The organism is Leifsonia xyli subsp. cynodontis DSM 46306, assembly GCF_000470775.1.
GTDB classification, from domain to species: domain Bacteria; phylum Actinomycetota; class Actinomycetes; order Actinomycetales; family Microbacteriaceae; genus Leifsonia; species Leifsonia cynodontis.
The window spans coordinates 1,246,326-1,258,909 of sequence record NC_022438.1; the positions used below are offsets into that span (position 1 = coordinate 1,246,326).

The 12,584-nt window shown below is 67.8% G+C and carries 10 protein-coding genes and 1 pseudogene; 8 read left to right on the forward strand and 3 right to left on the reverse strand.

All coding sequences use genetic code 11. The features are described from left to right. Positions 1-9 precede the first annotated feature (9 nt). Positions 10-663: a TetR/AcrR family transcriptional regulator gene (locus O159_RS05905; protein WP_021754837.1), complete on the reverse strand. Its 654-nt coding sequence runs from the start codon at positions 661-663 to the stop codon at positions 10-12. 109 nt (positions 664-772) lie between these two features. Here O159_RS05905 and O159_RS05910 point away from each other — a divergent pair, with 109 nt between their 5' ends. From O159_RS05910 to O159_RS13215, 4 genes are all read left to right on the forward strand, one after another. After that, entirely contained in the window at positions 773-1,732 is a 960-nt protein-coding gene (locus tag O159_RS05910; protein WP_021754839.1) for an alpha/beta hydrolase, read from the forward strand. A gap of 130 nt (positions 1,733-1,862) precedes the next feature. Then, positions 1,863-2,510, forward strand: coding sequence for a VIT1/CCC1 transporter family protein (locus tag O159_RS05915; protein ID WP_043993562.1), 648 nt, complete (start codon positions 1,863-1,865; stop codon positions 2,508-2,510). A gap of 7 nt (positions 2,511-2,517) precedes the next feature. Then, positions 2,518-3,297 carry an AMP nucleosidase gene (locus tag O159_RS05920; RefSeq protein ID WP_021754841.1) on the forward strand — a complete coding sequence of 260 codons (780 nt, stop codon included), beginning with the start codon at positions 2,518-2,520 and terminating at the stop codon, positions 3,295-3,297. Positions 3,298-3,585: 288 nt separating this feature from the next. After that, on the forward strand, positions 3,586-5,247 hold the full coding sequence (locus O159_RS13215) for a hypothetical protein (protein ID WP_144267577.1): 1,662 nt from the start codon (positions 3,586-3,588) through the stop codon (positions 5,245-5,247). A gap of 196 nt (positions 5,248-5,443) precedes the next feature. On the opposite strand, the gene O159_RS05930 is transcribed toward O159_RS13215, so the two are convergent. Together O159_RS05930 and O159_RS05935 are read right to left on the reverse strand one after the other, a co-directional pair. Beyond that, positions 5,444-6,856: an aspartate aminotransferase family protein gene (locus O159_RS05930; RefSeq protein ID WP_021754844.1), complete on the reverse strand. Its 1,413-nt coding sequence runs from the start codon at positions 6,854-6,856 to the stop codon at positions 5,444-5,446. A 2-nt stretch (positions 6,857-6,858) separates the two neighbouring features. Beyond that, on the reverse strand, positions 6,859-7,341 hold the full coding sequence (locus O159_RS05935) for an Lrp/AsnC family transcriptional regulator (protein WP_021754845.1): 483 nt from the start codon (positions 7,339-7,341) through the stop codon (positions 6,859-6,861). 89 nt (positions 7,342-7,430) lie between these two features. Between O159_RS05935 and O159_RS05940 the strand changes: the two genes are divergently transcribed. The 4 genes and pseudogenes from O159_RS05940 to O159_RS05955 all read left to right on the forward strand — a co-directional run bounded on the left by O159_RS05940 (position 7,431) and on the right by O159_RS05955 (position 12,394). After that, positions 7,431-8,861: an aminobutyraldehyde dehydrogenase gene (locus O159_RS05940; protein WP_021754846.1), complete on the forward strand. Its 1,431-nt coding sequence runs from the start codon at positions 7,431-7,433 to the stop codon at positions 8,859-8,861. A gap of 75 nt (positions 8,862-8,936) precedes the next feature. After that, positions 8,937-10,372: pseudogene (locus O159_RS05945) on the forward strand (gamma-aminobutyraldehyde dehydrogenase). A gap of 670 nt (positions 10,373-11,042) precedes the next feature. Further along, complete coding sequence (locus O159_RS15650; protein WP_236609568.1) at positions 11,043-11,579, forward strand: FHA domain-containing protein; 537 nt, start codon at positions 11,043-11,045, stop codon at positions 11,577-11,579. Between the two features lie 32 nt (positions 11,580-11,611). Continuing rightward, positions 11,612-12,394, forward strand: coding sequence for a PP2C family protein-serine/threonine phosphatase (locus tag O159_RS05955; protein ID WP_236609551.1), 783 nt, complete (start codon positions 11,612-11,614; stop codon positions 12,392-12,394). The last annotated feature ends 190 nt before the right edge of the window (positions 12,395-12,584 follow it).

Sequence of the window (12,584 nt, forward strand, 5' to 3'; positions counted from 1 at the left end):
TGTGTGAGTCTACTCTCCTGTTTCTGATGTATTACGCCGGGGTACCGGGGGAGCTTCGGCGTGTACGCCGGCTTTCGTCGCGGAGGGCCACGGCGCGGAAGAACCGGTCGCAGCCAGGGCGACGTGGATGAGGGTCTGCGCTGCGGCGCGGGCGTGGGCGGCTGCGTCCGGGGCGCCCGCGATAGCCGCGGTGGTCTGCGCGCCTTCGGCGAGGATCGCTAGCTGCGGGCCGAGCGGCGGCGGACCGCCTGCCTCGGCCACCAGCTGGTCCACGAAGCGCTGGAAGCCTCTCTTGTGCTCCCGCACCACCTCGGCCACCCGCGGGTTCGCCGCTCCGAGCTCCCCGAACGCGTTGATGAACCCGCAGCCACGGAAGTCGGCCTCCTCGAACCAGTCGGCGAGGTAGTCGTAGACCGCCAGAAGCCGCGTTCGGGGGTCTGGGACCGCGCGGGTGCGCCCGGTCACCCCGGCGGTCCACGTTTCATGTCGTCTGGTCAGAACCGCGATCACCAGGTCCGCTTTCGAGGGGAACTGCGTGTACAGCGAACGCAGTGACACACCGGCCGCGTCTCGCACCGCGTCCATGCCGACCTGAGTGAAACCGCGGCCATAGAACAGGTCGTCCGCGGCCGCAATGATTCGCTCTCGGATCTCTTCTCTCATGCGAGCATTTTAACTTGCGCTGAGAACGATCGTTCTTGTCTGTGGGAGACACGCGCACGAGAACGATCGTTCTCATCTGTGGTTTCTTTATGGAATAAGGAGTCGGATCATGGCTGGCAATCCCCTGAAAATCGTCCTGGAGCCCGCGGCGCAGGCGTTCGTCGACGCGACGAGCGAGCCGCCGTTCCTGTATCAGCTGTCACCGCATGACGGCCGGAAGACCGTCGACGGTCTGCAGAATGAGCCGATCGTCAAGCCCGAGATCGACGAGGAGTGGATCGAGGTGCCCGGGGGACCGTCGGGGACGGTGCGGGTGCGCATCGTCAAACCGAAGGGCGACAGCGGAAGCCTGCCGGCGATCCTGTACGTGCATGGTGCGGGCTGGGTGTTCGGCAACGCGCACACCCACGATCGCCTCGTCCGCGACCTCGCCGTGGAGACGGGCGCCGCGGTGGTGTTCCCCGAGTACGACCGTTCTCCGGAGGTTCGCTATCCGCATGCGATCGAGCAGGTGTACGCGGTCGCAGAGTGGATCGGCCGCGAGGCGGCGTCGGCGGGGCTGGACGGCTCCCGGATCGCGGTGGCCGGCGACTCGGTCGGTGGCAATATGTCTGCCGCGGTGACCCTCCTGGCCAAGGAACGCGGTGACGTCTCCTTCGCCGCTCAGGTGCTGTTCTATCCGGTGACCGACGCATCCTTCGACACCGGCTCCTACCGCGAGTTCGCCGAAGGCTACTTCCTCATCCGCGAGGGCATGATGTGGTTCTGGGACCAGTACACCCAAGACGAGGCCCAGCGTGCCGAGATCACCGCATCGCCTTTGCGCGCCAGCGTCGAGCAACTCGCCGGGCTGCCGCGGGCGCTGGTGATCACGGGAGAAGCGGATGTGCTCCGCGATGAGGGCGAGGCGTACGCGGCCAAGCTGCGCCAAGCCGGTGTGCCGGTCACCGCGGTGCGCTATCAGGGCATCGTGCATGACTTCGTGATGCTCAACGCGCTGCACGACACCGAGGCCGCCGAAGCGGCGATCGCCCAGGCCGCCGCCTTCCTGTCCAGCGCGCTCACCTGATCCGATGCCCCTGCTTTGCTGGCGTTGACCGCATCCGCTTCCTAGGCTGGGCTCATGACGTCGGAGACGGTGGGCGGGGGGCACCCGGGGGGAGCCGCACCGGGAGGGGCTCGCACAGCGGCTCAACGGGTTGCGGGCGGGAGTGCTCGGGGCGAACGATGGGATCGTGTCGGTGGCGGCGGGCGTGGTCGGTGTCGCTGGTGCGACGACGGCGCTGGCCGCCATCGCCAAGGCCGGTCTGGCAGCGCTCGTCGGCGGTGCGGTCTCGATGGCCCTCGGCGAGTATGTGTCCGTGAGCAGCCAGCGGGACAGCCAGCACGCGCTCATCGCCGCGGAACGACGGGAGCTGGCGGAGTCGCCGGAAGAGGAGCTCGCGGAGCTGACGGGGCTGTACGAGGAGAGAGGGCTACGGCCGGAGACGGCCCGGCAGGTCGCACAGGAGCTGACCGAGCACGACGCGCTGGCGGCCCACTTGTCGGCAGAGCTCGGGATCGATCAGGACGATGTGGCCAGCCCGTGGCGCGCCGCGCTGGCCTCGGCGGTAGCCTTCACGATCGGCGGCGTCCTGCCGCTGGCCACCATTCTTCTCCCGGCGGGCGTCCGCATCCCGGTGACGTTCGCGATCGTGCTGGCCGCTCTGGGCGTCACCGGGTACGTCGCCGCGTGGATCGGCGGCAGCGCGCGCGGACGGGCGGTGCTGCGGGTCATCGTCGGAGGCGCGATCGTGCTGGTCGCGACGTTCGCGATCGGTGCGTTGCTCGGAACGCAGAACGGCTAGGAGGGCTATGAAGGAGAAGTCGGAGATCGTCCGCGACTGGTTGCCACGGTACACGGGGACGCCGCTGGAGGGGTTCGGGGACCACATCCTCCTGACGAACTTCGGCGACTACGTGCATCGCTTCGCCGAGGTGTACGGCGCCGAGGTCCGGGGTGAGGAGCGCTCGATGCCGAATGCGACCGCCGACGACATCACCATCATCAACTTCGGCATGGGCAGCCCCAACGCCGCGACGATCATGGACCTGCTGAGTGCGGTGTCGCCGAAGGCGGTGCTCTTCCTCGGCAAGTGCGGCGGTGTGAAGAAGAAGAACCAGCTGGGGGATCTGGTGCTGCCGATCGCCGCCATCCGCGGTGAGGGCACCTCCAACGACTATCTGCCGCCGGAGGTGCCCGCACTGCCGGCCTTCCAGCTCCAGCGCGGTGTCTCCACGACGATCCGCGACTTCGGACAGGACTACTGGACCGGCACCGTGTACACGACGAACCGGCGGGTGTGGGAGCACGACGAGGCGTTCAAGACCTACTTGCGACAGACGCGCTGCATGGCTGTGGACATGGAGACCGCCACGGTGTTCGCGGCCGGTTTCGCCAATCGCATCCCGAGTGGCGCGTTGCTCTTGGTCTCCGACCAGCCGATGATCCCGGAGGGGGTGAAGACCGCCGAGAGCGACCGCGGGGTGACCAGGCAGTTCGTGGAGCGGCACGTCCGGATCGGAGTGGAAGCGCTGCGCCTCGTGCGGCGGAACGGGCGGAGTGTTCGTCATCTGCGCTTCGAGGACTCCTGATCTCCCGGAGACGGCCGCTCTTCCGGGCATGAGTGCATTGATTTTATTCTTTGTGTGTACGTGATGCCATAGGCTTATGTCAGATGTCTTATGTGACATCATTAATCATTGGCTTACTGGAGTATCATGAAACACCTCTCACGGCCGGGGAAGAGGGCCATGAGCGCTGCCCTCGCGGCCGCGACCATCGCGGGTCTCGCCCTCCTCGCCCCGCCGGCGCAAGCCGCGCCCGCGCCGGACCCGAGTTCGCTCGGCACCGACTTCTGACTCGGGTTCAACTCGACGATCTTGTCCGAGCCGACTCTGACGGTGACGGTGACGGGCGATCCGGGCACCGCCGGCACGGTCGAGATCCCCGGAATGGGCTTCGAGCAGGAGTACACCATCGGTGCCGACAGCGTGGCCCTCGTCACTCTCCCCACCGACTCGCAGATGACGACGCCGGCGGGAGCGGGCGGCGCTCAGAGCAAGGCCGTCCACGTCACCGCGGACCGTCTGGTGACGGTCTACGGGATGAACCGCAAGAGCACGTCGACGGACGGCTACCTCGGGTTGCCGGTGACCGCTGTCGGGACTCGCTACCGCATCGCCGACTACGGTTCCCTGGGCGGCGGTTTCCTCTTGATCGTCCCGGTGGAAAGCGGGACGACGACCGCCCACATCGAGCCGCCCGCCGCCCTCAACATCGCTCCATTCGACGTCACGATCGCCCAGGGCGACGTCTACCAGTACGAGGCGGGAGCGGGCATCTCCCTGACCGGCGCCGTCGTGACGACCGACAAGCCGGCCTCTGTGTACGGCGGCAACCGCTGCGCGAACGTGCCGAGCTATGTGTACGCGTGCGACCATCTGGTCGAGCAGCTCCAGCCGACCGCGTCGTGGGGGAACACCTTCGTGACCTACCCGCTGGCCACCCGGACGAAGGGCGACACCTTCCGTGTGGTCGCGGACGTCGACGGCACCACGGTGAGCATCGCTGCGAACGGCGCCATGGAAACGGTCTCGTTGGCGGCGGGCGAATACCACGAGTGGATCGGCGCTGCTCCGCAGACCGTGACGGGCGACAAACCGATCCAGGTCATGCAGTACAGCAACGGATCGCAGTTCGACGGAGTCGTGTCCGACCCGTTCATGGCCATCGTGCCCTCGGTCGAGCAGGGGTTCACCTCCTCGACCATCGCACCGCCGAGCAGCGGGTTCGAGAACTATGTGAACCTCACCGCGAGGACGCTCGACACCGCCGGTGTGCTCTTCGATGGAGCCCCGGTGGAAGCGAGCCTCTGGCAGGTCATTCCCGGCTCCAACTACTCTGCCGCGGTCATCGCCCTCGGCAGTGCTGACGCCGTCCACACCCTGACCTCGAGCGGGCCGGTGATGACACTCGTCTACGGCTGGGCCGACTACGACTCCTACGGATACCCCGGCGGATTCCGGGTGGCGAAGATCGCCACGGCGACAGCGCTGAAGCTCGATCCCTCCCCGGTGGTCGGCCCGGTCGGTTCCGAGCTCTGCACGGTGGCGACGCTGACGGATGGCAGTGGGACCGGCATCGCCGGGGCACGGATCGATGTGGTCAGCGACGGGGTGGCGCAGGGCTCCAGCAGCGTGGTCACGGATGCGAGCGGCACCGCTCAGATCTGCCTGACCGACGACGAGGGTGACTCGAGCGTCGCCGGGCTCACCGTGAACGGGACCTTCCAGTGGCAGCCGCCCGGTGCGATCATCGTCCCGCCGACTCCGGGTGGGAACCAGCCCGGCGTGACATCGCCGGACCAGACAGCACCCTCCGGCGACGGCATGGCGATCGCCGTGGAGAACGACACGGATCGGCTCGCCTCGACCGGAAGCGACGCGCAGCCTGCGCTCATTTTCGGTGGCGTTGCGGTGCTCGCGCTGCTCGCTGGCTCCGTCGCCCTCGTGCTGGGCCGGACCCGGCGCGCCCAGTCCTGAGCCCGCCCGGTGTCGCGCCCGTTTCGACGGGCGCGACACCCCGGTTCAACGCGACACCCCGGTTCTAGGAAGGGTCGAGAAAAAGAGGCGGTGAGGGACGAGACGCCCCTCATCGCTGGGAAAAGAAGGAGATGCGCCAGATTCTCCTCCGTTTCCACCGCTCCTCTTGAGGGAACGGACCTGCTCTATCGGGGGCTCACAGGCGGTTGCCTGCCTCGGTCAGCACCGACTCCAGGATCTGCCGGATCTCCACGAACTCGTCCGGCCCGGTGGTGAGCGGCGGGGCGAGCTGCACGACGGGGTCGCCCCGGTCGTCGGCGCGGCAGTACAGGCCGGCGTCGAAAAGGGCCTTCGAGAGGAATCCGCGGAGCAGACGCTCCGATTCGTCGTCGTCGAAGGTCTCTTTGGTGGCTTTGTCCTTCACCAGCTCGATGCCGAAAAAGTAGCCGTCGCCGCGCACATCGCCGACGAGGGGGAGGGCGAGCAGCTTCTCGAGTTCGGCGCGGAACAGCGGCGAGTTCTCGCGGACGCGCTCGTTGAGACGCTCCTCCTCGAAGATGGCGAGGTTCTCCAGCGCCACGGCTGAGGACACCGGGTGCCCGCCGAATGTGTAGCCGTGGTAGAACGACGTGCTCCCGTGCTTGAACGGTTCGTAGATCTTGTCGCTGACGATCGTCGCGCCAATGGGGGAGTAGCCCGAGGTCATGCCCTTCGCGCAGGTGATCATGTCCGGTACATAGCCGTACTCGTCGCAGGCGAACATGTGGCCGATGCGGCCGAAGGCGCAGATGACCTCGTCGCTGACGAGCAGGACGTCGTACTTGTCGCAAATCTCGCGTACGCGCTGGAAGTATCCGGGAGGCGGCGGGAAGCATCCTCCTGAATTCTGCACCGGCTCGAGGAAGATCGCGGCGACGGTCTCGGGCCCCTCGAACTGGATCATCTCCTCGATGCGGTTGGCCGCCCAAACGCCGAAGGTTTCGATGTCGTCGGCCGGCGCGCCCATCTCGCCCGCGCGGTAGAAGTTCGTGTTCGGCACCCGGAAGCCGCCCGGTGTCAGCGGTTCGAACATCTCCTTCATGGTCGGGATCCCGGTGATCGCCAGCGCTCCCTGCGGTGTGCCGTGGTAGGCGACCGCGCGTGAGAGCACCTTGTGTTTGGTGGGACGGCCCTGGAGCTTCCAGTAGTACTTGGCGAGCTTGAAGGCGGTCTCGACCGCCTCGCCGCCGCCGGTGGAGAAGAAGACGCGGCCCAGGTCTCCGGGCGCGTAGCTCGCGAGCCGGTCGGCGAGCTCGATCGCGTTGGGGTGCGCATAGGACCAGATCGGGAAGAAAGCGAGCTGTTCGGCCTGTTTCGCGGCGACCTCCGCGAGGCGTTTGCGGCCGTGGCCTGCGTTGACGACGAACAGGCCGGAGAGGGCATCGAGGTAGCGCTTCCCCCGGCTGTCCCAGATGTGGTGGCCCCCGCCCCGGGTGATGATGGGGACGCCGTGGCCGTCCTCCATCACCGACTGGCGGGCGAAGTGCATCCAGAGGTGGTCCTTGGCCTTGGCCTGGAGTGCCGCCTCGTCGAAGAGGGGCGGCTCGCCGGATGTTTCTGCGGTTGTCATGGTTATCGTATTCCCCAGTTGTAGAACTGCTTGTGGAGTTTGAGATAGACGAACGTCTCGGTGGACAGCACGCCCTCGAGCGCCCGGATCTCGGAGTTGAGCGTGTCGATCAGGTCGAGGTCGTTTTCGCACACGACTTCGGCCAGGATGTCGAAGGTCCCCGCTGTGAGCACGACGTAGTCGACCGCGGGCATCGCCGCCAGCTTGTCGGCCACGAGCCGGGTGTCCCCGGTGACGCGGAGGCCGATCATCGCCTGGCGATAGAAGCCCAGCTGCATCGGGTCCGTCACGGCCACGATCTGCATCACGCCCGACTCGGTCAGCTTCTGAACGCGCTGACGGACCGCCGCCTCGCTGAGGCCGACCGCCTTGCCGATCTCCGCATACGATCTGCGGCCGTCCACCTGGAGCTGCTCGATGATCGCCTTGGAGACGTCATCGATACCGGCGACTTTCGCACCGTTCGTTGCCCGAGGGGTGTTCATAGAGCGATTCTGTCAGCCGCTGGGCGCACTGGCAAGCGAATCCGTACAATATTGCTCTATTGGCTGACGGAATCAGTAGACTCTCGGCTATGATCCAACTGCAGAACTTCGTGAACGGCAGGCGCAGCGGCGCTCGTGGCGATGAGAGCATCGCCCTGATCGATCCGGCGACCGAGGAGGAGTACGCGACCGCCGCGGTCTCCACTGCGCAGGATGTCGCCGATGCCTACGAGACGGCCGCGGCCGCCTTCGAGAAGTGGGGTCAGACCACGCCGTCCGAGCGCTCGCTCGCCCTCTTCCGCATCGCGGACGCGATGGAGGCGCGCGCGGAGGAGTTCGCCGACGCCGAGTCGCAGGACACCGGCAAGCCCCGGGGAACGCTCGTGGACGACGAGATCCTGCTCTCCGTCGATCAGATCCGCTTCTTCGCGGGCGCCGCCCGGAACCTCGAAGGCCGCTCGGCCGGCGAGTACCTGAAGGGCCACACCTCCTTCGTCCGGCGCGAGCCGATCGGCGTCGTCGGCCAGGTGACGCCGTGGAACTACCCGCTCAACATGGCGGTCTGGAAGGTCGCGCCGGCACTGGCGGCGGGCAACACGACCGTGCTGAAGCCTTCGGACACGACGCCGCTCTCGACGCTTCTGCTGGCGGAGGTCGCGAGCGAGTTCCTGCCGGCGGGCGTGCTGAACGTCATCCTGGGCGATCGGACGACGGGCACGGCGATGACCGGGCACCCGATCCCTCAGCTCATCTCGATCACGGGATCGGTGCGCGCGGGCAGTGAGGTGGCTCGGGCGGCGTCGTACGACCTGAAGCGCGTCCACCTCGAGCTCGGCGGCAAGGCGCCGGTGATCGTGTTCGACGATGCCGACATCCCGAAGGCCGTCGCGGGGATCGTGGCGGCTGGGTACTTCAACGCCGGCCAGGACTGCACCGCCGCGACCCGCCTCCTGGTGCAGGACGGCATCCACGACGAGTTCGTCGCCGCGCTGGCCGAGTACGCGCGCGCTAACGCCGTGACCGGGGGCCCGCACGAGGACGGCGTGCTCTACGGCCCGCTGAACAACGCGAGCCAGCTGGCACAGGTCAGCGGCTTCGTCGACCGGCTGCCCGACCACGCGAACATCGAGCTGGGCGGTCGCCGGCAGGGCGATCGCGGCTACTTCTGGGAGGCGACGATCGTCTCCGGACTGCGGCAGGACGACGAGGCGGTGCAGAACGAGATCTTCGGACCGGTGCAGACTGTGCAGAAGTTCGCCGGAGAAGCCGAAGCGATGGCTTCGGCGAACGGTGTGCAGTACGGTCTCGCCGCTTCGGTATGGACGAAGGACCACGGTCGGGCCATGCGCTTCGCTAAGGGCCTGGACGCCGGGTGCGTGTGGATCAACACCCACATCCCGATCGTCGCTGAGATGCCGCACGGCGGTTTCAAGCACTCCGGTTACGGCAAGGACCTCTCGGCGTACGGTTTCGAGGACTACACCCGGATCAAGCACGTCATGTCGTACATCGGCGAGTGAGGCGAGCGGCTGGGCGCGGGGCGGAGCTAAGGTCATCGGAGACCAGGCCGTCAGAGGGCAGAGGAGAGGATCGCCATGAGCGCTCGTGAACTGAGGAACTTCGTCGGCGGCGACTACGTCGACTCCACCGCGACGGAGCGGCTCGACATCGTCGACCCGGCCACCGAGGAGGTGTTCGCCACGGCTCCGATCTCCACGGAACGGGATGTCGCGCTCGCCTACCGGACCGCCGCCGACGCCTTCGAGACCTGGGGCGAGACCACTCCCGGTGAGCGCCAGCTGGCGCTGCTGCGTTTCGCCGACGCGCTCGAAGCCCGCGCCGAGGAGCTCGCCGATGTCGAGGTCAGGGACACGGGGAAGCCCCGCGCCGGCATCGTCGCCGACGAGGTGGAGGTCATGATCGACCAGGTGCGGTTCTTCGCCGCTGCCGCCCGGAACCTCGAAGGCCGCTCGGCCGGCGAGTACCTGAAAGACCACACCTCCTTCATCCGCCGCGAGCCGATCGGCGTCATCGGCCAGGTAACCCCGTGGAACTACCCGATGATGATGGCGATCTGGAAGCTCGCACCGGCGCTGGCCGCGGGCAACGCCGTCGTCCTGAAACCGAGCGACTCGACCCCGTCGTCCTCGCTGCTGCTCGCCGAGATCGCGAGTGAGTTCCTCCCCGCGGCCACGGTCAACGTCGTGACCGGCAACCGGGAGACCGGGCGGGCGCTCGTCGCCGACCCGACTCCGCAGATGGTGTCGATCACCGGCTCGGTCCGCGCGGGTGTGGAGGTCGCCGGCTCCGCCGCGCTCGACCTCAAGCGCGTCCATCTGGAACTCGGCGGCAAAGCGCCGGTCGTGGTCTTCGACGACGCCGACATCGAGCAGGCTGTCGAAGGAATCAGCGCCGCCGGGTTCTACAATGCCGGCCAGGATTGCACGGCAGCGACCCGTCTGCTGGTGCAGGAGGGAATTCACGATGAGTTCGTTGCCGCCCTCGTGGAGTATTCGCGCGACAACGCCAAGACGGGCGCGCCGCTGGAGGAGGGCATCCTGTTGGGGCGCTCTCCGGTGCCGACCAGCTGGCCCGCGTCCAGGGCTTCATCGAGCGCCTGCCCGACCACGCGCAGCTCGCGCTCGGCGGGCATCGGCAGGGCGACCGCGGCTACTTCCACCAGGCGACGATCGTCTCCGGGCTGCGCCAGGAGGATGAGGCCGTGCAGAATGAGATCTTCGGACCGGTCATCACAGCGCAGACATTCTCCGACGAATCGGACGCGCTGCGTCGCGCGAACGGTGTGCCGTACGGCCTCGCCTCCTCGGTGTGGACGCAGAACCACGGGACGGCCATGCGGATGGCCAAGCGCCTCGATTTCGGATCCGTGTGGATCAACACCCATCTCCCGCTCGTCGCCGAGATGCCGCACGGCGGTTTCAAGCACTCGGGCTATGGCAAGGACCTCTCGGCGTACGGTTTCGAGGACTACACTCGGGTCAAGCACGTCATGTCGTACATCGGGGAGTAGTCCCGATCCGATCGCCTGGAGGACCGCCCCGGTGACGCCCGGTTTCACACGGTACGCCCCGGCCGCCGGCCCCTCGCGCTGGCTCTTCGTCGCCGGTCGCCGGTTCGTCGCGTGCGTCGAGAGCGCGATCGCCGACAGCATCCTGGACGCGGTCTGGTGGCTGGCCGACTCCGAGCTCGCGACGATCGAATCGGTCGTCGGGGCCTTCCCGCTGGCCGGGCCGGGCAGCGTCCGCTCGTTCGCGGTCGCTGACCTGGGCGAGCCGAACGCGGCGGGTGAGATCACGGTGACCGCCGTCGTGCGCGGTTCGGCGGCGATCGACGTGTTCTCGGTCGGAGGGGCGCGGCGTTTCGGGGCGGGTGGCGTCCAACCCTGGGTGCTGGCGGAGTTCCGTTCGGTGTCTGGGCTCGTGCTCGGCGGGAACGATCTGCCGACCGGCCCGGTCGCGCGACTCGGCATCGGCTCGCTCCCCCTCGGGCTCGGTGTGGTGGACGGGGAGCTGCTGACCTGGTCGCTGTCTCCGATCGAGCGGGTCGAACGCAGCGCACCGCGGCCGGAGCCCGTCAGCGAGGACGCCACGGCGGGCGGCGGGGAGACGATCATCCCGGCTCCGTCGCAGGGTTCGAGCCTGTTCGCTCACACGACACCCCCGGCCGAAGCGGGTGCGCGGATGAGCGCAGACGGGTCCCTGGCGGCCAAAGCGCATCCCGTCGCCCACGAGCTGCCCGGCACGGTGGACATCGAGGCGCCCGCCCGAACGCTCGGCGATGCCGCGTACCCGCCGCTGCCGGACGAGTTCGCACCGACCGCGCCTGTGCGGCTGCCTCCCGCTCCGGCCTCCTACGCCATCAGGATCGGATCGGGGGACGACATTCCCCTGGACGTTCCGGTCCTGCTGGGCCGGCGTCCCGCTGTCCGGCGTTTCGACTCCGGCGTCGCACCACGGCTCCTGTCGGTCCCCTCGCCCACCCAGGAGGTCTCCGCGACCCACCTGAGGATCGAGCAGTCGGGGGACGCCGCGGTCGTGACCGACCTGCGATCCACCAACGGGACCGTCGTTCTCCGGCCCGGCGCGCAGGCGGTCCGGCTGCGGCCGGGAGAGTCGGCGGTCGTCTTGGCGGGCACGGTCGTGGAGATCGGCGACGGTAATATCATCGAGATCATCGCCACCCCGATCGGCGACCGCCGAGAAGAAGGACGCGAGTGACCCAGATCGGTCGCAGCAACAGGCGACACAGTGTGGCTGTCCCCGGCGATTCGTGTGCGCGCATTACGCTCGCGTGGGCGGCGTTGAGCGACCGCGGCTATCGTCGCAGTGTCAACGAGGACAGCCTGCTGGCCCGTTCGCCGATCTTCGCCGTCGCCGACGGGATGGGCGGCCATACAGCGGGAGACTTCGCGAGCGCCGCCGTGGTCACCCGCCTCGCCGAACAGGTGCGCGCCGATTTCGTCACCCAGTCCTCTCTCACGGGCGCGCTTCGCAGCGCTGTGGAGGACATCGGACGCGGCGTGGGAAAGACCGATCTGGGAACCGGGACGACCGTCACCGGCATTGCGCTCACCATGCAGAACGGCTCGCCATACTGGCTGGTCTTCAACATCGGCGACTCTCGCGTCTACAACTTCTCGGACAGCGCTCTCGAACAGCTCACGGTCGACCACTCGGTCGTCCAGGAGCTGCTGGACGCCGGAGCCATCACGCCCAAGGAGGCGGAGGTCCACCCGCACAGCAATGTCATCACACGGGCGGTCGGCTTCAACGAGGACCCCGTCCCCGATTTCTTCCTGTTCCCGATCGTGGCGGGTTCCCGCCTGCTGGTCTGCTCCGACGGGCTCACCAAAGAGCTGACCGAGCAGGGCATCCGCTGGTTACTCTCCGCGGGCAGCTCACCGCTCGACGCCGCCCAGCAGCTGATGGATGCCGCCCTCGGCAACGGCGGCCGCGACAATGTCACCGTCGTGGTGGTCGATGTGCTCGCGACACCCGAGGACAGCGCGGACCATCCAGCCCCCCGTCACTGAAGGCCCGGGGCCTTCTCCGTCCGTATCGCCACTCGATTCGATGTCCCCCGACTTGGGGGTAGGCGATATGCTCATCTCGTCTGAATCCGACTGGTCGAAGCGCGGGAGAGCCCGCCTACAATTGGAAAACCGCTTTGCACCTTTGACGTGTTATTCCCCGACGACCGGAGAGGAGCCATGTGGCCCGGCG

What these genes read in the sequence shown, in the direction of transcription:
- O159_RS05910 (WP_021754839.1), top strand. Translation starts at nt 773, where the DNA reads ATGGCTGGCAATCCCCTGAAAATCGTCCTGGAGCCCGCGGCGCAGGCG.
- O159_RS05940 (WP_021754846.1), top strand. Translation starts at nt 7,431, where the DNA reads ATGATCCAACTGCAGAACTTCGTGAACGGCAGGCGCAGCGGCGCTCGT.
- O159_RS05930 (WP_021754844.1), bottom strand. Translation starts at nt 6,856, where the DNA reads ATGACAACCGCAGAAACATCCGGCGAGCCGCCCCTCTTCGACGAGGCG.
- O159_RS05935 (WP_021754845.1), bottom strand. Translation starts at nt 7,341, where the DNA reads ATGAACACCCCTCGGGCAACGAACGGTGCGAAAGTCGCCGGTATCGAT.
- O159_RS05920 (WP_021754841.1), top strand. Translation starts at nt 2,518, where the DNA reads ATGAAGGAGAAGTCGGAGATCGTCCGCGACTGGTTGCCACGGTACACG.
- O159_RS05905 (WP_021754837.1), bottom strand. Translation starts at nt 663, where the DNA reads ATGAGAGAAGAGATCCGAGAGCGAATCATTGCGGCCGCGGACGACCTG.
- O159_RS15650 (WP_236609568.1), top strand. Translation starts at nt 11,043, where the DNA reads ATGAGCGCAGACGGGTCCCTGGCGGCCAAAGCGCATCCCGTCGCCCAC.